The organism is Candidatus Zymogenaceae bacterium (assembly GCA_016931225.1).
Lineage (GTDB): Bacteria > Desulfobacterota > Zymogenia > Zymogenales > Zymogenaceae > JAFGFE01.
In genome coordinates this window covers 169,799-193,163 of sequence record JAFGFE010000035.1, presented here as the reverse complement: position 1 = coordinate 193,163, position 23,365 = coordinate 169,799, and the positions used below count along the sequence as shown (strand labels likewise).

Sequence of the window (23,365 nt, the reverse complement as noted above, 5' to 3'; positions counted from 1 at the left end):
TGTGATACTGTACAATAGTTTCAGCTTTTCCATTCTTCCCTACAGCGTGGACGGTGACAGGTGAACAGTTCAGGGTTCATTATCCAACTTGTGATTACCCTGGCGGCGGCCGTGTGCGTTCCGGTCATTGGATATTTCATCATCAGAATGCGCATGGTCGCCGGGCACTTCCAGTCGGGGTGGAAGCGCCCCCTTCGCATATCGCCAAGAGACTTTCTGGGGATGCGGGCGGATGCGTTTCACGGGTATCGTCCGTTTTATCGATACCGTGTCTTTGACGATGAGATCAGGGCGCGGATTTTCCAGGGCGGGCATGTGTTGGTTGAAGGCGATCCCCTGTCCGGAAAAACCCGGGCGCTCTTTGAGGGCCTTTCACGATTGCCGTCATATTATCGCATCGCTGTCCTTCGCCCCGATTCCCCGGACCTTCGGACATTCAGACTCCCCTTGTCCCTCGGATTCAACAACAAAAGGCGTGTGAGAATCGTGGTTATCGATGATTTCGATCGATTCATTAAAAAACGAAACGCGCAGGATGCTGTGGAGTTGATAGACGAGGAGGGGTGCATCATCGTCGCCGCGGGGAGGCGGATATCATCGCTCAGCAGGATCATTTTGGGAGATCTGTATCCATTCTTCGGTGACCCGATCGCTGCGACACCCGTCAAGCGGGAGGACGCAGCGGAAATAGTCGATACCCTCTTTACACCGGGAGGCAAAAGACCGCCCCGTCTCGGACGATTCAACGGCGCTCTCGGTTACGTATGTCTTCCTCTGGAGGTAATGGCCGATCGCTTTGATCGCCTCCCACAAGAGGAGCGGGATCTGCTTGTGACGATTCTGGGGCTTTTTCGGGCCGGCCTTCATTACGGCACCTCGGAATTTCCCGAGGAGGTTGTGGGGCTGCATATGACGAGAAGGGAGCCGTACTACGGCCTCGAAGGTCTCTCGAAACGATACGAACATCTGGAAGAGGCGGGATTTATAACAACGAGACGGGGCATGGTGACGGTTGAGACGGCGTATCTTGAAGAGATCGTCTCAAACGGTTCACCGGTTCTTGATTCCATAAAAGAGATCGCCGCCGCATATTCCAGGGATTCGCTGATCCTCCTTGTGATCGCGGAGCGGCTTTTCTCCCTGGCGGCGGAGGGCGATGACCGCGTCGGGTATCTGCTGGCGGCCCGGGATATCCTCATGGAGGCTTTAGGCCGGGTTCGCTCTCAAGGACCGTCGGAGCTTCGCCGGACGCTCTATAACAACCTCGGCGCGGTGCTGGGAGGTCTTTTTGAAGTGACCGGTCGATTCGGATACGCCCGCCAGGGGATCGCGAGCCTTACCCGTTCGCTGGACGAAGTGCACGGGCATCTCTCCCGTGTCGAATATGCGGATACATTATCGAACATCGCATCCCTCTATATGCTGCTGGCGGAACACGGCGGCACCGGGTACCATGCCTCCGTGGCCAGGGACGGGTTTTATGAGAGCCTCGCGATATATCGTGGGAGTGTGATGCCGCTGAAAATCGCCGAGGCGTGGGCGAATGCGGGCCGCGCCCTGACGGTAGAGTCGGTGGTGGAGAGAAATCCGGCTCACGCGGCCCGGGCGCTTGAGGCGTTTCTCGAAGCGCTGACGACCTACAGTCCCAGGACACACCCTTTCGGATACGCCCGGATTCTCTCTGACCTGGGGCGATGTTACCTGGTGCTTTCCCGGTTTACAAACAGGAAGGCGAACGCCCGGCGGGCCGTCGAGGCCTTTTCCCGCTCTTTGAATATCAGGAAGCGAAACCGGTTTCCCGAGGAGTACGCGGAGACAAGGGTGGAGTTGGCGGGCGCCTGGTGCGTGCTGGCCCGGGAGGATTCATTCGAGGAATATACCCTGAAGGCGGTAAAGGCATATCAGGACGCCGTGGGTGTGTATCGGGAGCTGAATCGTCCCGATCGATGTGCAGTCGTCTGTGAGCTGATGGGAGACAGCTATCTGTCCCTGGCCCGACGGAAGAGGGATGCATCCCTGGTGTCCTGGTCCGCGGCGGCATATGGCGAGGCACTGAAAATATGGGGCGAAAAAAGCGATCCCTCCCGTCACGCCGCGCTCCACTACCGCATCGGCTGTGCCTATCGGACGCTCTTTCGATACAACTGTGATCTCTTTGCCCTCAAACGGGCCGCTCGGGCCTTCGGCACAGCCGCACGGATAGGGGAGGAGCAGAACCGACCGGCATCCTGTGGTCTCGCGTATCAACAGCTCGGAAGGGTGCTGCTGCTCCTTGCCGAAAACAACGGGGGGGAATCCCGGACGAAATACGGTCACGAAGCGGCGTGTGCTCTCAACAGGGTGCTGGACCTGTTCGACGCACATCGGTTTTCGATGAATCACCGGGCGGCGAGAAGGAGCCTGAAGGAGGCATATGATATTGTCGGCTCGTCGAAATCCGCGATGGTGGACGGAAAGCGGCTGCTTTTGGGACATCTCTCCGAAGTGAAAGAGGCACGACATCGCACGGAGTCGGCCGATCCATCGGCACAGCCGCACACCGGTGTCGGGGGTGAATTGAAACGTTCGGAAGCGCTACGGCAACGTCCGTCCGATCCTCCGGACATCTTCAAAACCGGCTGTGACGTAAGGGCGGTTGTTCGCCAGTCGATGACCGACGGGTGAGGCCGGGTCGGATTGAAGTGAAACAGAATAAAATTTTTAGGTTACATGAGAAACGCTATTGAATCAATCATCCGGGTATGATACTCTTCATAACTACTCTATTTTCATTTCGAAGCCGTTCACGATACGATGCCCGATGAGGTCATCATAGAAGTTCATGATGGGTGGATTGTCTTTTCATGTCCATCGTGTGCTCGAAAAGGGGTCTTTAGTCCCCAGGTGGCCCAGGAGGTTTCCGAATCGGATAATATCAGGACGTGCCCCTTCTGCTGGGGGGACGTGTTGTTGGATCCGCTCAAGATTGAGGGTACGGTTTGCCTGATGATGGCCGAAAATCCGGACCTGAACAATCCCCTCGAAGTGGAGATCGATGAGGAAATCGAGGTGGAAATCTTTGAAGTGGCCAAACCCGCCAAAACCGGAGGAGAAAACAGCACCGTGGACGATTTGATTGTTGTGGTGGACAGCGAGGAAACATATCGTGCCGATATCGAAAAGATTTTTTCCGGTATTGCCGTTGTCGAGGCGTTCGGTGGCGCCCAGGGCGCGGACAAATTTATCCTGGAACGGGCCGAAGCAACAACCCTCGTCATCATGGATGTCTATCTCGGCGACGGTACCTTCATGGACATCCTAAACGCCGTAAAATGGGATGATCACTCCTCGAAGGTGCCGGTCATCCTCGTCTACCCCATCAGAAAGGACAAACCGGTCATCGAGGAAATGGCAAAACAGTATCCTCAGGTAAAACGCATCATCCATAAGGAGGACCTGCTCAAACGCCTGACAGAGCTTTCGGAGAAACTGCCGAAGAAGGGATGATGCCGCCCTGTTTTCGTGCTGAGACAATCCAGCCTTTATTTGTTTGCCGGGGCGATTTCGTTCCTCTCTCGTTCATCACGTGTGAAGTGTGTGTATCGCCGGGATATATTCGGCGATATTTCATTTGGTGAAACGAATCAAGAGCCGATATCCCGATGCGTCGGTTTCAGATCGAGACGCGCCGGATTGAGAGGCGAGATTATCGGTGGAGCATTGCATGTCACACATCGTATACCTTGCGGACGTCCCCCAGTACCTTCCCATTGTGGCGTATTGGAACTATCGTGAGTGGCACATCGGAAAGAGATCGTTCGATGAGATCATCCGTCGTTACCAAGCGCGTATGAACTACACCGATATTCCAATCACCCTTGTGGCCGTGGAGGACACCATGCCGGTGGGATCGGTTTCGATCAAGATGGACGATCTTATGGATCGGACCGACCTGAATCCGTGGCTGGCGTCACTCTATGTGGTTGCCGACTATCGGGGAAGGGGCATCGGGAATAAACTGTTACAGGCCGTGCAGGATACCGCCGGAGCGGTGGGGATCGCCAGGCTCTATCTCTACACGCATACCGCCAACGCCCTGTACGAGCGGGACGGCTGGAGCAACGTGGATACGTTCGAGCGGGAGAGCGGCATCATTGAGACTGTCTATTGCAAGGATATGTAGGGCACAAATCATCGGTGCATTATATTACAACTTGCTTTTTTCCGTCCCGTCACGTAAAGTAATGACATCATTATTATTCGGTGAAAAGCTGGGAAAATGAACGAACAACAGGCGACACAATCCGAAAATATAGAGCTTCTGGTTCAGAACAAGGGACCGGGCATGCTGAACGTCAGCCTGCTGGTGGGGCTTGCGGTGTTGCTGACCATCATTATGCGCTCGCTGGCGATCATCCTGAAGCCCTTTTTTATCGCGGTGTTCATCAGCTATCTGATCTATCCGGGCGTCACGTATCTTGCCAAGCGAAAGATCCCCAAATTTCTCGCCTATATCCTCGTCTTCTTCTTCATATTCGGCATCATCTATATCCTGGGCGCCCTGATCTCCGTCAACATAAACGATTTCATCGATCGGATTCCGGAATATGAGGTGAAATTCACCAAGCTGCTTACCCAGACCGGCGAATTTCTCCAGAAGTACAGCATCCTGCAGCGCCTCGGGCTGGAAGACGAGGTGAGCCTGACGGAATTCGACATCTTTCAGTATATCTCCGTGAGCAAGCTGACCGGGTATCTGGGAAGCAGCATCGGCTCTTTTTTCGATATTCTCGGCAATACCCTGGTGGTGCTCTTTTTCATGATCTTTATCCTGCTGGAGATCGAACGCTTCCCCGCCCGCATCGAGTACGCGTACGGCGATCGCGCCGAAAAGGCCTTCGAGGTGACCGAGGCGATCAACAGCAGCGTCAGAAAATACCTGGGGGTAAAGACCCTGGTAAGCCTCGGCACCGGCGGACTCTATGCCCTGATCCTGGGGGTCGCCGGGGTGGATTTCTGGATTCTGTGGGGTTTTCTGGGGTTCATCCTCAATTACATCCCGTATATCGGATCGTATATCGCCACGATTTTTCCCACACTCCTGGCGCTGATTCAGTTCGGCCCCCTCGCGGCGGTGGTGCTTTTGGCCCTCATGCTCACGGTTCAGACCATCATGGGAAGCATTATTGAGCCGAAGGTGCTGGGTCGGGAGCTGAACCTCAGCCCGATCCTGGTGCTCATTGCGTTGGCGTTCTGGGGATGGGTATGGGGTTTTGTGGGGATGTTTCTCTCCATACCGATCACCGCCAGCATCAAGATCATCATGGATCACGTGGAGGAGACCCGGGTGGTCGCCCGGCTGATGAGCGACGTCCGGGAGGTGCCGCCGGAAACGGAAGACGATGCGGACAAGGTCATCTCCCTGAGGGGGCTCAGGGAGAGCCTGAATAAGGATATCTTTTCGTTCAGAAAAAAGGACGACGCCGACAAATCGGACGTGTAGGAGCGCCGGGCGCTCCCCGCGTGGGGATTCTTTCCATTCCGACACGGGTACGGTGGGGAAGGGGGCGATTCGATCACGACACAAAAGCCGGCGTCTCGCCGGTTTTTTATCGCCCGCGGTCCCTGTGACGCCCGGAGGCTTTCGGACGCAGTCGTTCGGCGTCACCTGGAGGGGCGGATGGGGTGTGTGTTATCTTTCGGATTGAGAAGGGGATTCGTGAGGTGAGGGAGGTATGCCGGTGTATAACACTTTGGTGATTGCAAGGATCTGAAGAATGGCTGATTTCATACGTGTACAGATGGGCACATGCGCCGTGTATGTCATCCGGGGGAAGGGCGGAAATATCCTGGTGGATGCCGGCAACCGGGGACGGGAGCGGAAGCTGTTTCGGTCGCTCGAGAAGAACGGCATCCAGCCCGAAGACATCTCCCTCATCGTCGTGACGCATGTACATTACGATCATGTGGGCGCGCTTTCGGCCGTGAGGGATCGCTGCGGCTGTCCGGTGGCGGTGCACACAAGGGAGCGGTCGATCCTGGAATCGGGGCTCTCGGTGCTGCCGTCCGGGACGAATCCCTTTGCCGATGCGGTGCTGCACATGGGCGATCGCCTGGTGGAGCGGGGCATCTTCGGATTCAAACCGGTCAAGGCGGATATCATCGTGGAGGGTGTGATGGATCTTCAGCCATTCGGTATTGAGGGGGCCGTCGTCCCCACGCCGGGGCATACGGTGGGATCGATATCGGTTCTTCTGCCGGATCACAACGCCTTCGTGGGGGACACGATCATGACATTCCCCTACATCCCCGGCTATCCAATCTATCCACCGTTCGCCGATGACCCCGGGGCGCTCCTTGACACCTGGGAGATGCTTTTAAACCGGAATATACGGCGCCTTCATCAGGCCCACGGTGGGGCGGTGAGCGACGACCAGTTGAGACGGGCCTATGAATCACGGCGATTGAAACAGGCACAGTGATGACCGTGACCCGGGGCGCGCATACTGTACGTCCTACGGTGCCTTGGATACGACGGGACGATCGTCCCGCCGGTCGATTTTATCCATCGGTCCGTTCAAAAGGCTGATACTCCTTTTCGAAGTATCGGTGATACCGACTCGGGAGGTTTCGATAATCCACGTCGGATATTCTTTCTGAAAAATCCACCGAATTGTGCGTATTCCAGAAAAGCGTCGTCTTGTCTTCGAGCAGACCGCTCTCGGCATGGGCGATCAATCCCGCACCGGCCTTGCCGGTGTACGTGCCCTCGAGTCTGATATCTTCCGCCTCCGAAAAGGTTTGGACACTGCTCATCCCGCTTTCCGTGAAGCGGGCATATCCGTCCCCGATGAAGTCATGAGAGAGATCGAAGTCGTTTTCGGAGAGCGACACCTCCGGGAAGTTCGGCTCCAGTTTCTTAAGCAGTCGCGCCGTATCGTCAAAGAGCTGTATAATCCTTTCCTTGTTTGAGAACTCCGCCGCCGCAACGGCGATCCCGACGACGCGGCTTTTCAGCCCCGCCGCCTTGACGCCCAGAAGCACTCCCGCCGCGGTGCCGCATGATCCCACCGGCAGATAGATCAGGTCCGGTTCGGGAAGCTCACCCCCCTCGATCTGCCGCTTCAGCTCGAAGATTGAACCCACCACCCCCACGACACCGAGGACGCTGGAGCCGCCGGGTGGTATGATCGAAGGGAGTCTTCCTGTGGAAAGGAGGCGCGTGAAAACGATCTTCATGAAACCCATTCTGGTGGTGTTCATGCCGTTGAATTGATACATCGCTGTCCGCAGTCGCTCCTGGTACAGGAGGTTGTTTCTGACGTAACGGGCGTTGTGCTGGGGGAGGTGAATGGAGATGGGGGAGATCCCCAGCTTTCGGGCGAACACGGCGGTGGCCAGAGTGTGGTTGGAGCCGGCGTACCCGAAGGTGATCGTATGTGTCGCCCGGTCCTGAACGGCCTTGCCCAGGAGGAACTCAAGCTTTCTGATCTTGTTTCCCCCGTACAGTGAGGAGCTTTTATCCTCCCGCTTGATGTATAAATCCCGGACACCCAGGCGGTCTTCCAGGCCCTTCATGCGGTGGACCGGGGTCGGGAAGTCTCCCAGGGTAACGTGAGGGAGTCTGGCCTCGAGGGTGGGGAATGCCTGAAAGAGCGGATTGAGAGAAACAGGTGTCATGAGAGATTCCATGCGGGGATACGTTTCAAATAAGGATGATGTGCTACTTATAAAATTTTAGCCGGGGCCCCTGGAAAAATCAAGGTTTTTGTGTTGACAAAACAATTCGTCTTGGAGAATATAGACGCCTATGAAACGATGGATACTGTATACGCCGATTGTGCTGTTAATTGCGGGATGCGTCTCCCTGAACGCCCACGTGCCGGTATACGAGAACGCCGCCCTCAACGAGATACACTACCGGGATGAAATATTGGCCCGGGAGCTGGCGAACATACCCGGAGTGAACACCGCCTTTTCCCCCTATCAGCCGGCCCTGGAAAGCCTTCTTGGCGACTACAGGAGCGGCAGGTACGGACGGGCCTTCGAGGAGATCATGGCGATCGGAAACGGGGAGTTTGCGGATTACCCTCCCGGGCTTGAGGCGCTGCTCTGGCTCTACCATGCGGATCGGGACGCGGCCCGGAACGTTCTGGCCGATTACTCCCTGGACGCCCTTTTGCGTGCGGCCTGGGGGGACTGCACGGGCGATCAGTGGGACGACTGGGACGAGGTGAGACCCCGTATCGCCGCGCCGGAGCTGGCCGTTTATTTTACCACACACGCCCTCCGTTATATTCAGGAGCGGGCCGACGGCAAGAACTACCTCCAATCCGCCAGTGAGACGCTGCTGGTGAGCGGCGGAGACTGTGAGGACTTCGCCCTGTTGATCGTCGAGGCCCTGGAGAGCGGTGGAATTTTTGCGAGGCTCTTCACGGTGGACATCTATAACGAGGAGGGCGAGCGGCTGTACGCCCATACCGTGGCCGGATATCGTTGGGATCACATGTGGTATTTCATTCAGGGCTTTGACGGGGAGTATCTGACCGGGGGCGTCACCGGTCCGTTCGACCATGCCTACGGGATGGCGGAATACATTGCGGGAAGCATCGGCGGCGTGCCGCTTTATTATTATATCGATACCGTATTCGAGTTTCTCGAGGCGTATCAGCCGCTGAACAGGGGCAGGAATTAGGGGAGCGGTCAAAAACGATGTGAAAGGGCGGCGCAACCGGTTTTTCCGGGAAAGTCGTTCGCGCGGCGCACAGTGCCGGGTAACCGTATTTTAATATAAAAAAGCCCCTCTCACGGTTTGTGAGGGGGCTTTTATACGGGTAAGGAAGGGAGATTCCTATTTCCCCTGGAAATTGGCCTCCCGCTTTTCCATCTTCGAGGTCAGCCCCTCTTTTGCGTCCGCGGAGTCCACAAGCGCGGACTGTCCAATGGCTTCCAGCTCCAGGAGGCTTCGGGTGTCCAGATGCTGGCCGCGATTGATGATACGTTTCGCCATTCCCAGGGCCAGCGGGGCGTTTTTATTGAGGCTTTCTGCAAGGGCCAGCGCCCCCTCCATGGCGTCGTCCACCACGTCGGTAAAGAGCTGAATCTGCTTGGCCTCTTCGGCTTCAACCATCTTGGCGGTCATAATGAGTTCCTTCGCCTTGATGGGTCCCAGGAGCTTGGTCATCCGGGCGATACCACCGCAGTCCGGTATCAGGCCCAATGCGACCTCATGGATGCCTATCTCCGTTCCCTTTTGTGCGATCCGAAAATCTCCGGCCAGGATCATCTCAGTGGCCATGCCGTAGCAGTAGCCGTGCAGCGCGAAAATGACCGGCTTTTCAATGTCCTCAATGAAGTTGAAGATTTCCTGTATCTCCCGGATGAGATCTCTGACGGCGGGAGGAGTGCTGCTGAGAAAACCGGTGGATGCCAGGGCGAAGAAATCCACCCCTGCGGAAAATCCCGGACCTTCGGAGTTGACGATGATGGTTCTCACCTCCGGATCCGTATATACGCTCTCAAATGCGTTCTTGATGCCGTACAGAACGTCGAAGTTGAGGGCGTTTCTCTTTTCCGGACGATTCAGAGTGATGATGAAGTTCTTCCCCTCTTTCGAGGTCTTCACTTTGTCGGGATCAATGTTTTGTGCGAGTAGAGACATGGTTTACTCCTGTTGTTGGTTCTAAGAATTATGGTCTCTCTGTCCTTCCGAGATCGAAATCCGTTCGGGAGAACGTCATCTGACGTGGTGAATGCGTATGCATCACTGTGTATTCCCCGTTACGGGGCGTTCTTTTCAACTACAAATTGTACGGTGTTTTTCCGACGTTGTCAAGGAGAAGTGTCGGGTGGGGCGGGATTTGTTGTGACTTGAGAAGAGAACAAATCGTCGGTTTTGCCCTTGACAAAAGGCCGATTCGTTGTTATTTTTAATACGTTAGCACTCGAGCGCTTGGAGTGCTATTTTTACTCGAATATGCGTCGTACGTACCTGTCGGCAGTACCGGTACGGGATGGACGGGCGGCTTCCCGCTCGATACCGATAATACGATGGCGGAAGCGGTGTGATTTGAGGAGTTTTGATAATGGCGATTAATCTGGACAACAGGGCACGCCGGGTGCTTATGGCCATTATCGAAGATTATATTCAGATGGGTGACCCGGTCGGTTCCCGAACCATATCGAAGAAACGCGGTATTGATGTCAGCCCCGCCACGATTAGGAATATCATGTCGGACCTGGAGGACGTGGGGCTTTTGGTGCAGCCGCACACATCGGCGGGCAGAATCCCCACGGAAAATGCGTTTCGTTTCTACGTCGATCACCTGGTCCAGGTGAGAGACGCGATAAAGGACCCCCAAAATTTCGAGGCGAATATTAATCCCGCTGGTATGGAGATAAAGGACATCGTTCGGGAGGTTTCCCGTATCCTGTCGAAGATATCCCACTGCACATCTCTTGTCAGATCTCCCCGTTTTGCGGAGACGGTTTTTAAATATATCAATTTTGTCAAACTTTCGGAAAACCGGATACTCGCCATCCTCGTGTCCAGGTCCGGAATGGTTCATAACAAGCTTATCATCGGTGATGAGGAGCTGAATACGGATAAGCTCAACTGGATGTCCAACTACCTCAACGACCTGTTGAGCAACCTGACACTCATGGAGGTGCGCAGGAAGATCATCAAGGAAATGGAGGATGAGCGCACCCGATATAATGAGCTTCTATTCAAGGCGCTCAGCATGTCCCGGGCTTTGATCGAGGATGAGGTGGAGGAGGATCTGATTATCGGAGGAAGTTCTTACATCCTCGATTATCCGGAGTTCACCGATGTGGAGAAGATGAAGAAGATCTTTCAGGCCTTTGAGAACAAGGGCCTGTTGTTGAAACTTCTAGACAAGGTCTCACGGGCTGAGGGTATCAAGGTTTTTATCGGATCGGAAAGCAATATTCAGGATATGATCGACTGTACGCTCATCGCCTCCCCGTACAAGCGGGAGGGGAGGATTGTGGGAAGCGTCGGCGTCATCGGGCCCACCCGTATGGATTATGCCAGGGTCATACCTGTTGTGGACTTTACCGCGCAGCTCATTGGATCGATATTGGATGAGATGTAGGAGGACGTGCACGGAATGACGAAGCAAGACAAGGATATTCTCAAAAAAGGAAATGGAGAGGACCACGGAGATGAGGTGGCCTCTGAAGAGATAGACAAGGCCATCAACGAAGCGGAGATGGCGGAGAACGAAAAGGCGGCGGTTGATGATTCCGATGCCGCAGAACCATTACAGGACGACGAAACCGATTCACCTCCCTTGCCTGCTCCCGAGGAGATAGAGAAACTGAAGGCCGAGGCCAAGGAAAACCACGATCTGTATCTCAGGTCTGCAGCCGAGTTTGAGAACTTCAAGAAACGCATGGAACGGGAGCGATCCGATTCCATTCGCTACGCGAACGAGGATTTAATCAAACAGCTCCTGCCGGTGGTGGACAACCTGGAGCGGGCGCTGGCTCATGCCGAGGAGGTTGGGGCCGATGAGGCCATGATAGAGGGTGTGGGCATGGTTCACAAGCAGTTCATCGATGCACTGGAAAAATTCGGGGTCACCCGGGTCGAGGCGATGGAGAAACCCTTTGACCCCAACTACCACGAAGCGATGATGCAGGTGGAGACCGACGAACATCCGCCCAACACCGTGGTGATGGAGATGGCCAAGGGGTATTTATTGCATGACCGCTTGATCAGGCCGGCGATTGTGGGTGTCTCCAAGGCGGCGGCGGAATCGACATAGGGTCGGGGGGGCGGAGAAGAGGATCGGGAATGAGTGAGGGGAGAAAGGGGAGGGATGGATGGAATGAGGGGACAAAGAGACAAAACGGGTGATACGGGCGCCTTCATTCGCCTGTCTACAGGAGGAATGAACCGGACGGCGTCACGCATTCTATTGAGCAATTATATATCATTTGATCGGAACAGCCGGAGGCTTCAGAAGGAGGATTGAGATGTCAAAGGTTATCGGGATAGATTTGGGGACAACAAATTCATGTGTTGCGGTGATGGAGGCGGGAGATCCCAAGGTAATTACCAATGCGGAGGGAACCAGGACCACGCCGTCAATGGTGGCGTTTACTGATAGCGGAGATCGACTTGTGGGCCAGGTTGCGAAGCGCCAGGCGATTACCAACCCGGAGCGGACCATATTCGCCGTCAAGCGATTGATCGGGCGCAAGTTCGAGGACGCCGAAGTACAGCGTGACGTGAAGGTATGTCCCTTCGGGATAACCAAGGCGACCAATGGAGACGCACAGGTAACCGTCGACGGGAAAAACTACAGCCCCGCGGAGATTTCCGCAATAGTGCTGACGAAAATGAAGCAGACGGCCGAAGACTATCTGGGGGAGCCGGTGACGGATGCGGTTATTACCGTGCCCGCCTATTTCAACGACAGCCAGCGCCAGTCCACGAAGGACGCCGGGAAAATAGCCGGCCTGAATGTCCTTCGCATCATCAACGAACCAACTGCCGCTTCTCTGGCATACGGACTGGATAGAAAGACCGAGGAGAAGATCGCCGTGTTCGACCTGGGCGGCGGAACCTTTGACATTTCGATACTGGAAATCGGAGACGGCGTTTTCGAAGTGAAGTCCACCAACGGCGATACTCATTTGGGCGGTGAGGATTTCGATCAGGTGGTGATAGAATACCTGGCCGACGAGTTCAAGAAGGATCAGGGCATTGACCTGCGCGGCGACAAAATGGCGCTCCAGCGCCTCAAGGAGGCGGCGGAAAAGGCCAAGATGGAGCTTTCCACCTCCATGGAGACCGACATTAACCTCCCCTTTATCACCGCGGACGCTTCGGGACCGCGACATCTGAACATCAAGCTCTCCCGGGCCAAGCTGGAAGCCCTGGTTGATGAGCTCATAGAGAAGCTCGAAAAACCCTGCCGCACGGCGCTGAAGGACGCGGGATTGAACGCCTCCGATATAGACGAGGTGATTCTCGTGGGCGGCATGACCCGTATGCCCAAGGTCCAGGAAAAGGTCAAGCAGATATTCGGCAAAGATCCTCACAAGGGCGTCAATCCCGACGAGGTGGTGGCGATGGGTGCGGCGATCCAGGGCGGCGTTCTGAAGGGAGACGTCAAGGATGTGCTGCTCTTGGACGTGACGCCGCTCTCCCTTGGGATCGAGACTTTGGGCGGCGTGTTTACCAAGCTCATCGAAAAGAATACCACCATCCCGACAAAGAAGAGCCAGATATTTTCCACGGCCGCGGACAATCAGACGGCGGTCTCCATACACGTGATGCAGGGTGAGCGCGAAATGGCCGAATATAATAAGACCATCGGAAGGTTTGATTTGGTGGGAATACCTCCGGCTCCCCGGGGCATTCCCCAGATCGAGGTAACCTTTGATATCGACGCGAACGGCATCATGCATGTATCCGCGAAAGACCTGGGAACCGGCAAGGAGCAATCCATTCGCATTACCGCATCCAGCGGTCTGTCCGATGATGAGATCGATCGCCTTGTGAAGGAGGCGGAGTCCCATGCGGATGACGATAAGAAGAAGCGCGATCTCGCCGAGGCGCGAAACGAAGCGGACGGTTTAATATATACCACCGAAAAGACCCTGGCCGAACACGGCGACAAGCTCGATCCCCAAAGTAAATCGAATTTGGAGGCGGCGCTGGCCGACGCGAAAAAGGCCATCGAGACGGATGACGTGGAACAGATCAGGTCGAACACGCAGCGACTGACGGAGGCGTCGCACAAGCTGGCCGAAGTTATGTACGCCCAGGCGTCCCAGGCGGGAGAGGGACCGCATGCGGACCCGGGTATGGGGGGCGGAGGCGGCGCTCAGGCAGATTCCGCCGCGAGCGATCAGGATGACGTGGTGGATGCGGATTTTGAGGAAGTGGACGGAGATAAATAAGGAAAAGGGTCATTGGAAAAGCGTGACTATTATGATGTGCTCGGTGTCTCCAAAAATGCCGGCGCGGATGAGATAAAAAAAGCGTATAGAAAACTCGCCCTGAAATATCATCCGGATAAAAATCCCGACGACGACCGGGCCGAGGACCTATTCAGAGAGGCCACCGAGGCCTATGAGGTGCTGTCCGACATCGAAAAAAGGGACATGTACGACAGATACGGTCACGCCGGCGTGGGTGGCGGCGGGTTCGGGAACGGTTTCGGCGATTTCGGTTTTCGAGGCTTTGACGATATTTTCAATGATGTCTTTGGAGATATCTTCGGTATGGGGCGTCGAAGGGGCCGGGGCAGCCGGGGCGCCGACCTCCGGTATCATTTGACCCTCGATTTCAACGACGCGGTGTTCGGCGTCGAAGCGAAGATACAGGTCCCCCGGATGGTCCGATGCGATACTTGCGGCGGGGACGGCTCACGCCCCGGGACCTCACCCCAGACCTGCCCGAGCTGTCGGGGCACCGGCCAGGTTCGCACCCAGCACGGCATCCTCACCTTTTCCCGCACCTGTCCCCAATGTCACGGTGCGGGATCAATCATCACCGATCCCTGCCCAGACTGTGACGGAACCGGGAAGGTGAAGGAAACACGAACCCTTACCGTAAAGGTGCCTCCCGGAGTGGAGACCGGTACACGCTTGAAGCTTTCGGGGGAGGGCGAGCTGGGGGCCGGAGGCGGCCCTCCCGGCGATCTTTATGTGGTGATCGATGTGGCCGAGCACCCGATTTTCCACCGCCAGGGGTATGACATCATCTGTCAGGTCCCCATTACCTTTCCCGAGGCCGCCCTGGGCACGGAGGTAAAAGTCCCAACCCTTGAGGGATTAAAAAAGATGAAAATATCCGCGGGGACACAGTCGGGGAACACGCTGGTCATGAAAAACCTTGGTGTACCGCGCCTGAACGGACACGGCAGGGGCAATCAGCATATCATCATCCAAGTTGAGACGCCCATGAAATTGAGCCGACGGCAAAAAGAGCTTCTCGAGGAGTTCATGCAGGAAAGCGGTGACGATACGCACCCGGGGCATAGAGGATTCTTTGAAAAGGTTCGAGGGCTTTTCGATTGATATATAGCAATAACGGCCGATAAAAATGTCCGGCACCGTACGCGTAAAAAAGCCCGTTGTCCTTACAACGGGCTTTTTACATGTTCAAAATCGACGGGTGAATTGTCAGGATTCCAGCATTTTCAGATACAGGGGGATGAATTTGTTGTCCGGATCCTGCTCTGCGACCTTCTCCCAGATTTTTCTCGCCTCGTCGAATTTATTCATCTTGAAGTAACAGAGTCCAAGGTTCATGGACGCGGGGATATAATCCGCCCGCTCCTTGATGACTCTTTTCAGCTCGACCACGGCGTTTGAAACGTTTCCTGCATTCATCATGGCCGTAGCCAGCTTCGTCCTGATGTCATGAAAATCGGGGTTCAGCTTCAGGGCCATTTCATACTCGACTATAGCGGTGTCATACACGCCGATACTGTGATAAATGTCGGCGAGATCCGCGTGAAGGTTTGAAATTTTCCCTGACAGGTATTTGTCCAGGTATTTCGGCTTGGCTTCGGTTTTCGCACGGTCCTTTGCATTTACGTAGACTTCTCCGGCGCGATCTATCTTGCCCATATCGTTGTAGATGACCGCCAGGTTCAAGGACGCCTCGGTGTAGTCGGGGTTGATGCTGAGCGCTTCCTCGAAACAGTGTACCGCCGATTCGTATTTCCCATCGCGATGATAGATGATTCCGAGCATGTAATAGACGTCCGCGAAGTTCACGCCTTCTTCAAGGAGCTTGATGAAGTGCTCTTTCGCTTTTTTATACTTCCCGTTTTTGTACGCTTCTTTACCGAGCCAGTAGTCTTTGCTTACATATTTCATCTTTTCTCTCGGGAAATTTTATTCAGTATGGTATCCCCATAAGACGCATGAATGAAAGAGGTGATGTCGTTTTGAAGATATCATCTGTAGGGTGTATACCGCATTATTTTAATTCGGAGAGATTCTTTTTGCTCTCTTCGATATAGCGTTTCGCCTGCTCATCGTACCCGAAGCCCGGATACTTTGTAATAACCTCTTGGAACCTCATGATGGCGGCGTTATATTCCTTTTTGTCGAAGTAATAAATCCCGATGTTGAAGTTATACTCGGCCAACCGCTCATGACAAAGCCTCAAGTAGCTCATGGCGTTGGAGACGTACTTGCTGTTCGGGTACATCAAAATGAGCTGAGAAAAGATTACCGCGGCTCGTTCGGTGGGGGCTTGATCTCTGTTGGTGTTTTCCGAAACCTTGAAATATGAGAGACCCTGACGAAAAAGTGCGTAGGGTACATTGTCGTTCAGGGGGTGATTCTGGATGAATACCTCATAGGCCAGGGCGGCGCTTTCATATTCTTCTTCTGCGAACAACTCTTCGGCCGTGTTCAGATCATAATCCATTGTCGGTGTCGGTTCACTGTAATCGCTGATGACGTTTTCCGGTCCACCGCAGCCGAAAAGAGCCGCACATCCCAGAACGGCCATACAGAAAAAAACTATTCGGGTCGACTTCGATAACATCATATGTTTCATGCTCCTATTATTTTACAAACTGATTCACCCTATCATTCTTCGTCCGGTTTTGTCAATACATTTGCTTGTATTAAGGTCCGACCGTGTAATGGGCGGTGAGAATGATCGAGAGGTATCTTCCTTTTGGAGATTTGAGGTGTCGTATCGTCCGGTAGTGATGACAAAAAAAAGGCGTCGTCCCGTTTTTCATTTCGAAAGGGGACACGACGCCGTCCGAATCAGATGAATCTGTGCTCCTATCTCGATTTTTCCACTTTCAGCTGATCAGCGATGTATTCCAATACCTTCTGTTGGCGCTTCTCGGACAGGAGTCGGAAGTTTGAGAGCAGTGTTATTTCGTCCGGGTTGATCTTTGTGGGATCGGCCTCGCTGTAGTCTCCACCGGACTCCATGACATTCATTACTTCCTGGGTGGACCTGAGGAGATTTTCCGCTTCCAGTGCTTTTTCCCGCCACATCTTCACGTCTTCAGCCATGTCCTTGAGGACCTGATCCTGGAATTCATCACCCTTTTCCATCAACTGCTCATTGACGGTTTTTCCGGTGAGAATCCACTCCATGGATGTGTTTGAGAAATCGGAAATCCTGGCCAGGATGGCAGATTCGGGAATGCGCTCCTTGTTCAAGTATGTGGACAGTGCCGCGGCGGTAATCTGACATTTCTCTGCAAACTGGTATTGTTTCAGACCCGATTGCTTGATCAGTTCCTGGAGCCGTTCGGAAACCTCTTTCGGTTTGATTTTTGTGTTGGTTCGGCTTCTTCGCTCTCTCATAATATCTCCATCTTGTGTGATTGTTGAGTCTGTGTTTGCAATGTAATATAGGTAACAGACGAGAAATTCACAGATTATAGATAAATAATCAAACTATATTACACAAAATGAAATACATATTCAATATCTATCACGTGACATGGAAAAACTTACCATTTATGGTATATCCATTCTGTGTTAAATAATACCCCTATATACGGTAATAATGTGAATAGCAAAACATAATTAACATGCTTGAAAATAAAATAACCAATTTCGTCACTATTGTAAATGGGCAAAAGGGAGTATAGTGGAGAAAAAATGGGAGTATAATGATTACATGTATGAGTATTCATAAAAAATAGAATGATAATGAATATTGAGAGGGGAGGTCCAAAAAGGTACCCTTTTACTACCATGGTGGGGGTATATAGAACGACATATGATATTCTCCACGGTCTCAAATATCCGTGTGGGCTGGTGATACATGTCCTTATTGTCAATATCTCCGTACAAAAATACCCGCATTACCGGTCAAAGGCCTCGGATGAAGGTACTCCGACGATCTTCATGCCGGTATATGCGGGTGTACGATAGGTGTTTTTCGTGGATATCGAAACGTTCGGCTTCCAGAAATAACGAATCAGGTATCCGCACGATAATGATTGATTTGAGGTATATTCCTGAGTTTTTTAAGGGCGCCGACCTCTATCTGCCTGACCCGTTCCCGGGAGATGCCGAACTTATCGGCGATTTCCTGAAGGGTCATGCCCTTTTCCGCCATAACACGATGGGTGATGATGTAGCTCTCTTTTTCATTCAGGCTTTTGAGGGCGTCTTTAATATCGTTCTTCAGATTATGTTGTTCTTCTTCATCGATGAGGATGGATTCCTGCATTGGATCTTCAGACACGAAATCCAGGTACGTAATGTGGTCGTCGTCACCCAACGACGTATTGAGGGAAAGATCCCTTCCGGCCAGGCGCTGATCCATTTCTCTGACCACGTTGTCGTTCACATCCAGTTCGCCTGCGATGGCGGAAATATCCTCTTCGCTTGTCTCGTCGATGCCGAGGGCGTTTTTTACCTGCTTCATCTTGTAAAACAGTTTTTTCTGCGCCTGGGTTGTCCCGATCTTTACGAGGCTCCAGGATTTGATGATGAAGTTTTGGATGTAGGCCCGAATCCACCACACGGCATATGATATGAGCCGGTAGCCCTTATAGGGATTGAACTTCTTGATCGCCTGCATCAGGCCTATATTGCCCTCCTGAATGAGGTCCATTATTTTCAGGCCGTAATGTACATATTCATTGGCGACCTTCACGACGAAGCGAAGGTTTGAAACGACAAGTTGATGTGCTGCATCCAGATCTTTATGGTCATACCACCGAACCGCCAGCTCATACTCCTCTTCCTTGGTCAGAAGAGGGATATTATTGACATTTTTCATATAGAGCGACATCGTGGTCGTGGGTGCGGGATAATACGATGTGTTTTCCATAGGCATATCTCCTCTTTGTCGAATGCTTGATATAATTAGCACTCTTCTCTGATGAGTGCTAATTATATCATAAAAAAAATTATTCTGTCAAAATATTCTTTTATTGTTTTATGTTTTCCGCCGCAGCTATTTAATTGACAAGCACATCCAAATATACTACAGTATCGGAAATCACTTTTATTATCATAATGTTAGATGCACAAGGCAATAAAAGGTTTCGTTGAAAAAACACCCTCCGGGAAGAAAAACGAAAAAGCTTTCGATTTTCACATGATATGTACCTGAAACAGCGATTTCAGCGATATATCCAAAAAAAACGATGAATCCTGAATCTCGGATTCCCCAAAAGACATTTACCAATACGTTCCGGCTTTTCTTTAAGAAGTTACAACATTACCTTCCCCTGCCGGGTAATAAACGGATCGGTCTGGCCCTGGGGAGCGGTGCCGCCCGGGGTCTCGCCCATATGGGCGTGATACAGGTGCTCACCGAAATGGGTGTGAAGATCGACGCCGTTTCCGGAACAAGCGTCGGGGCGTTGGTCGGCGCGTTCCTGGCGGCGGGAAAATTGAATGTCCTGCACGAGCACCTATCCGTTCTGACCATGCGCAACCAGCTCAGGTTTGTTGACGTGGTGTTTCCAAAAAACGGTCTTGTGGAGGGGAAACGCATCGAACGGTTTCTCCGAGAACATCTCGGCGAAAATACGAACATAGAAGATCTCCCGATGAAGTTCGCCTGTGTCGCCACCGATTATAAAACCGGGACGGAAGTCATCTTCAAGGAGGGAGACCTGGCGGGGGCGATACGAGCGTCGATATCGATACCGGGAATATTCCAGCCGGTTCCCATGGGCGATATGCTTCTGATTGACGGAGGCGTGGTAAATCCGGTGCCGGTACAGGTGGTGCGGGATCTGGGGGCGGATTATATCATCGCTGTTGACATTTCGCCAAAGGTTCCCGAATACAAATTGGAGATCAGCATCAGACACGGCTTCGCGGAGAAGTCGGACGATGAAGCCGTTCCGAACATTTTCGAGATTATTCAGGGTTCGATAAACATCATGGCCTCGGAGATCAACAGGATGCGGCTCAAAAGGGAGCGGCCGGATGTTATTATAACTCCCGATCTGGACTATCTCGGGTTGTTTGATTTTCACCGATACTACCTGGGGGTAAAGGAGGGAGAGCGGGCCGCCTTTGAGGATATCGAAAAGATCGAAAGATTCATAAAGAGAAAAAAACGTTTTACATTTGGGCGAAAAGAAGAATGAAGGGCAAAAAAACGACGACAAGGGAAAAACACCTGACGACGATCATACTTGAACACGCATCGAATGTTGCCGCGGAGATCAAGGCGAAGGCGTTGCTGGTGAACGTGCAGAACAGGGATGATTATAAGGCCATCAGCGACCAGGTAAAAAAGCTCAAGCCGGTTGTTGTTGTGAGAAACGAGGAGCTGTTTCATGAGCTTTCCGAACAAGACGTTACAAAGCTTCTGAAGGTGCCGGACGTGACCCTTACCAGGATGGGACAGGTGAAGCTTGCGATCATGTACGCCCTTTCTTCTGATTTCATTTCGCCGGGCGATAAAATAGTCTGTATAACGGGCGTATCGAGATTCGGGGCCGATGATACGCTGGTGGTTGTCGATACGGACAGGGAGTTTGAAATCTTCAGCTCCGACGCCGTCATAGATGCCGATTCCGTGGTTCGTCCGGATATTTTTGAGACGGTGCTGAATCTGGCCATTGAGCTTGCCACCCAGGGACGGGAGGGAAAGGCGGTGGGGACGATCTTCGTCATCGGGGACGATGAAAGGGTCCTGCAGCTTTCCCGCCAGCTGGTCATTAATCCATTCAAGGGCTACAGCGAACAGGAATTGTCCATACACGACGCCCAGCTCAGGGAGACCATCAAGGAATTCTCGGTTATCGACGGGGCATTCGTCATTCGGGGCGACGGTGTGCTGGTGACCGCTGGAAGACACCTGAACGCCGCCCTGGAGGGTGGTGATCTTCCCCAGGGCCTGGGCAGCAGGCACGTGGCCGCCGCGGGCATCACCTCCCTAACAGACGCCATCGCCATCGTCATTTCCGAATCGACCGGGAGCGTTCGGATTTTCAAGGAGGGAAGGGTCTTTATGGAGATAGAACGACCCTCGTCGAAATCATGAACATCGGCTCGGTATCATTCACCTCCCCGTTCTTCGCGGCGCCCATGGCCGGTGTGGTCGATCTTCCCATGCGTATTTTATGCCGTCGCTTCGGGGCGGGACTGGTGTATACGGAAATGGTCAGCGCCGAGGCGATACGTCGCGGACAGAAAAGAACGGCGCGCATGGTGACGGTCGATCCCCGGGAGGGACCGCTGGCGGTACAGCTTTTCGGCACAGACGGTACGGCCGTCGCTAGGGCCGCGGAGTTTGCACAGAGGCGCGGCGCCGTACTGATCGACATCAACATGGGATGTCCGGTCAAAAAGGTCATCAGGCAGGGTGCGGGTGCGGCGCTGATGCGTGATGTCACGGTCGCCGCGGGTCTTGTTGCTGCGGCGAAGGGGGCGGTGGATGTGCCCGTGACCGCGAAGATCCGGGCGGGGTGGAATGAATCATCGATAAACTATCTGGATATGGCACACAGAATCCGGGACGCAGGCGCGGATGCAATCTGCCTCCATCCCCGAACGGCGACCCAACACTTTACGGGCCGGGCCGACTGGACACGGGTGGCGCACCTCGCGGACTCGCTTGATATACCGGTTGTCGGAAGCGGCGATATCAACTCGCTGGATGAGGCCCGGGATCGCATAAAACAGACCGGTGTGGCGTTCGTGATGATCGGCCGGGGGGCCATGGGAGCGCCCTGGGTGTTTTCAGAATCCGGCGCCCCGAGAGACCGGACGGAGCTATTGGATATCATCCTGGAACACTGCCGCCTGGCGGCGGAGTATTACGGCGAGAGCCGATGTGTCCCCATCATCCGTCGACATGTCTGCTATTATATAAAAGGCTTTCGAGGTGCGGCGTCCTTCAGAGAACACCTGATGCGGACAAAACGATACGACGATATGCTGACATCCATACGGGATTATTTATCCCACAGGGAGGAGGGCGACTATGCCACCGGCTCAGACGGGTCTCGGGGCGAAGCGGGCGATTATATTCAACGTGAAGGATGATGCGCTGCTTCCCATTACCGAGGCCCTCACATCCAGGTCGATACGAACCATTATGGAACATACGGTTCGTGATCTGAAAAAGACGATGAGGGCCGAACCTCCTGAATATCTCATCATCGGCGCCGGATATCTTATCTCCCGGGCGCCCACCTTGTTGTTCTCACTGACGAAAGAGTTTCGATTCATCCCGATAATACTCACCATGACGGAGAGCGAGCGTGATGCCTGTCAATCCCTTCTGGATGAGGCCGTCTCCGCCTGTATCATGGAGCCGTATCATTCAAGTGAGATACAGTTCGCCCTCCTGACGGCCGACAGAACCGCCTCGGGCCGCATTCTTACATCGGCCGCCAACGACCATTTCGAACAGTTCAAGAATACGCACAAGGTCTTTATCGGCCGGTCATCCAACGCCATTTCAGTACGCAAAGGAGTTTTGAGGGCGAAAAAACACCGAAGGCCGGTTTTCATCGAGGGTGAATCGGGCTGCGGCAAGATGCAGATTTCCCTGGCGATTCATCTGGCAGGGTCGGACAGCTTCGCCCCGATACGGATCTATGATCCTCTGCTGTCTCAGAGGCGGGGACGGGGTGTCGTCAAATCTATTGAGGAGATACACTCCACCGGAACGGTGGTGGTCAGAAACAGCCGGGAGTGCAGCGATGAGGATATTCTATACCTTACCTCTCTTTTGAATGCTCCGCCTCTGTTAAACAGCTCCATGCCGCGGCTGATTATTCATCACGATCCGAGGAAGGGTTCGCCGGCGTTTGATATCGACACGGAAAGGATGGAGGCGATACACATAGATCCTCTCAGGGAGCGCAGGGAGGATATTACCCTCATCACCCGATACTTCATTGAATCGGCCAGCCGTGTTTTTTATCGACGACCGGCGCCCGTCACCCCCCAGGCTCGAAACCTCATGCTCAACTATTCGTGGCCGGGTAATGTCAACGAGCTGTTTTTTGTCACGCTCTTCGCCCTGATCGCCTCCGAGGGGAGGGATATATACCCGATGAACCTGCCTGACTTTATCACATCCAATGACCCCTACGCCATGGAGAAAGCTTCTCTGGAGAACCTGTTGAAGGCAAAGCTCGTTCCTCTGATCCAGAAGATGAACGTAGACAGCATGCAGGGGCTGTACCCCATCGTGATGGGAAGGGTCGAGGAGCCGCTGATCAAGCTCGTCCTGTCGGAAACGGGGGGCAATCAGTCGAAATCCGCGGCCATACTGGGAATAAACCGGAACACACTGGCAAAGAAGATCAAGCAATATGGTATACAATGATCATACGGGAGAGGGGAGAGGGATCGTGTGGTACCGGTAATTGTCTTGACAGGATGAGCGACCGTTATGTATAGTGAAACCGCATAATAATACAGC

At 53.6% G+C, this 23,365-nt stretch carries 20 protein-coding genes; 14 read left to right on the top strand and 6 right to left on the bottom strand.

What is annotated here, in order from left to right:
• Positions 1-60 precede the first annotated feature (60 nt).
• The 5 genes from JW885_14125 to JW885_14105 all read left to right on the top strand — a co-directional run bounded on the left by JW885_14125 (position 61) and on the right by JW885_14105 (position 6,461).
• The gene (locus JW885_14125) at positions 61-2,664 is read left to right on the top strand and encodes a hypothetical protein (GenBank protein ID MBN1883301.1); all 2,604 of its coding nucleotides are present in this window, start codon (positions 61-63) and stop codon (positions 2,662-2,664) included.
• A 219-nt stretch (positions 2,665-2,883) separates the two neighbouring features.
• Entirely contained in the window at positions 2,884-3,486 is a 603-nt protein-coding gene (locus tag JW885_14120; protein MBN1883300.1) for a hypothetical protein, read from the top strand.
• 217 nt (positions 3,487-3,703) lie between these two features.
• Positions 3,704-4,162 carry a GNAT family N-acetyltransferase gene (locus JW885_14115; GenBank protein MBN1883299.1) on the top strand — a complete coding sequence of 153 codons (459 nt, stop codon included), beginning with the start codon at positions 3,704-3,706 and terminating at the stop codon, positions 4,160-4,162.
• A 96-nt stretch (positions 4,163-4,258) separates the two neighbouring features.
• Positions 4,259-5,482, top strand: a complete 1,224-nt coding sequence (locus JW885_14110; GenBank protein MBN1883298.1) for an AI-2E family transporter — start codon at positions 4,259-4,261, stop codon at positions 5,480-5,482.
• Between the two features lie 274 nt (positions 5,483-5,756).
• On the top strand, positions 5,757-6,461 hold the full coding sequence (locus JW885_14105; GenBank protein MBN1883297.1) for an MBL fold metallo-hydrolase: 705 nt from the start codon (positions 5,757-5,759) through the stop codon (positions 6,459-6,461).
• Between the two features lie 79 nt (positions 6,462-6,540).
• Here JW885_14105 and JW885_14100 read toward each other — a convergent pair whose 3' ends face one another.
• Entirely contained in the window at positions 6,541-7,659 is a 1,119-nt protein-coding gene (locus tag JW885_14100) for a pyridoxal-phosphate dependent enzyme (GenBank protein MBN1883296.1), read from the bottom strand.
• 130 nt (positions 7,660-7,789) lie between these two features.
• Between JW885_14100 and JW885_14095 the strand changes: the two genes are divergently transcribed.
• The gene (locus tag JW885_14095; GenBank protein ID MBN1883295.1) at positions 7,790-8,674 is read left to right on the top strand and encodes a hypothetical protein; all 885 of its coding nucleotides are present in this window, start codon (positions 7,790-7,792) and stop codon (positions 8,672-8,674) included.
• A gap of 156 nt (positions 8,675-8,830) precedes the next feature.
• Here the strand turns inward: JW885_14095 and JW885_14090 are convergent, their stop codons facing one another.
• Positions 8,831-9,640 (bottom strand): enoyl-CoA hydratase/isomerase family protein, encoded by an 810-nt coding sequence (locus JW885_14090; GenBank protein MBN1883294.1) that lies wholly within the window; start codon positions 9,638-9,640, stop codon positions 8,831-8,833.
• Between the two features lie 424 nt (positions 9,641-10,064).
• Here JW885_14090 and hrcA point away from each other — a divergent pair, with 424 nt between their 5' ends.
• The 4 genes from hrcA to dnaJ all read left to right on the top strand — a co-directional run bounded on the left by hrcA (position 10,065) and on the right by dnaJ (position 15,039).
• Complete coding sequence (hrcA, locus tag JW885_14085) at positions 10,065-11,096, top strand: heat-inducible transcription repressor HrcA (protein MBN1883293.1); 1,032 nt, start codon at positions 10,065-10,067, stop codon at positions 11,094-11,096.
• Between the two features lie 15 nt (positions 11,097-11,111).
• A complete protein-coding gene (grpE, locus tag JW885_14080) occupies positions 11,112-11,771 on the top strand; it encodes a nucleotide exchange factor GrpE (GenBank protein ID MBN1883292.1) in 660 nt (219 codons plus the stop codon).
• A gap of 211 nt (positions 11,772-11,982) precedes the next feature.
• Positions 11,983-13,917, top strand: a complete 1,935-nt coding sequence (gene dnaK / locus JW885_14075) for a molecular chaperone DnaK (GenBank protein MBN1883291.1) — start codon at positions 11,983-11,985, stop codon at positions 13,915-13,917.
• A 12-nt stretch (positions 13,918-13,929) separates the two neighbouring features.
• Positions 13,930-15,039, top strand: coding sequence for a molecular chaperone DnaJ (gene dnaJ / locus JW885_14070; GenBank protein MBN1883290.1), 1,110 nt, complete (start codon positions 13,930-13,932; stop codon positions 15,037-15,039).
• A gap of 105 nt (positions 15,040-15,144) precedes the next feature.
• Here dnaJ and JW885_14065 read toward each other — a convergent pair whose 3' ends face one another.
• From JW885_14065 to rpoH, 4 genes are all read right to left on the bottom strand, one after another.
• A complete protein-coding gene (locus JW885_14065; GenBank protein ID MBN1883289.1) occupies positions 15,145-15,846 on the bottom strand; it encodes a tetratricopeptide repeat protein in 702 nt (233 codons plus the stop codon).
• Between the two features lie 103 nt (positions 15,847-15,949).
• Positions 15,950-16,528, bottom strand: a complete 579-nt coding sequence (gene bamD / locus JW885_14060) for an outer membrane protein assembly factor BamD (protein MBN1883288.1) — start codon at positions 16,526-16,528, stop codon at positions 15,950-15,952.
• A gap of 245 nt (positions 16,529-16,773) precedes the next feature.
• Complete coding sequence (locus tag JW885_14055; GenBank protein ID MBN1883287.1) at positions 16,774-17,310, bottom strand: helix-turn-helix transcriptional regulator; 537 nt, start codon at positions 17,308-17,310, stop codon at positions 16,774-16,776.
• 622 nt (positions 17,311-17,932) lie between these two features.
• The gene (rpoH, locus tag JW885_14050) at positions 17,933-18,793 is read right to left on the bottom strand and encodes an RNA polymerase sigma factor RpoH (protein MBN1883286.1); all 861 of its coding nucleotides are present in this window, start codon (positions 18,791-18,793) and stop codon (positions 17,933-17,935) included.
• A 319-nt stretch (positions 18,794-19,112) separates the two neighbouring features.
• Here rpoH and JW885_14045 point away from each other — a divergent pair, with 319 nt between their 5' ends.
• From JW885_14045 to JW885_14030, 4 genes are read left to right on the top strand one after another with little or no spacing between them, the layout of a single operon-like run.
• On the top strand, positions 19,113-20,069 hold the full coding sequence (locus JW885_14045) for a patatin-like phospholipase family protein (protein MBN1883285.1): 957 nt from the start codon (positions 19,113-19,115) through the stop codon (positions 20,067-20,069).
• Positions 20,066-20,971, top strand: a complete 906-nt coding sequence (locus JW885_14040) for a diadenylate cyclase (GenBank protein ID MBN1883284.1) — start codon at positions 20,066-20,068, stop codon at positions 20,969-20,971. Before JW885_14045 ends, JW885_14040 begins: the two co-directional genes overlap by 4 nt.
• Positions 20,968-21,975 carry a tRNA dihydrouridine synthase DusB gene (gene dusB / locus JW885_14035; GenBank protein ID MBN1883283.1) on the top strand — a complete coding sequence of 336 codons (1,008 nt, stop codon included), beginning with the start codon at positions 20,968-20,970 and terminating at the stop codon, positions 21,973-21,975. The genes JW885_14040 and dusB overlap by 4 nt, the downstream gene beginning before the upstream one ends.
• Positions 21,914-23,269, top strand: a complete 1,356-nt coding sequence (locus JW885_14030; protein ID MBN1883282.1) for a hypothetical protein — start codon at positions 21,914-21,916, stop codon at positions 23,267-23,269. The genes dusB and JW885_14030 overlap by 62 nt, the downstream gene beginning before the upstream one ends.
• Positions 23,270-23,365 lie beyond the last annotated feature (96 nt).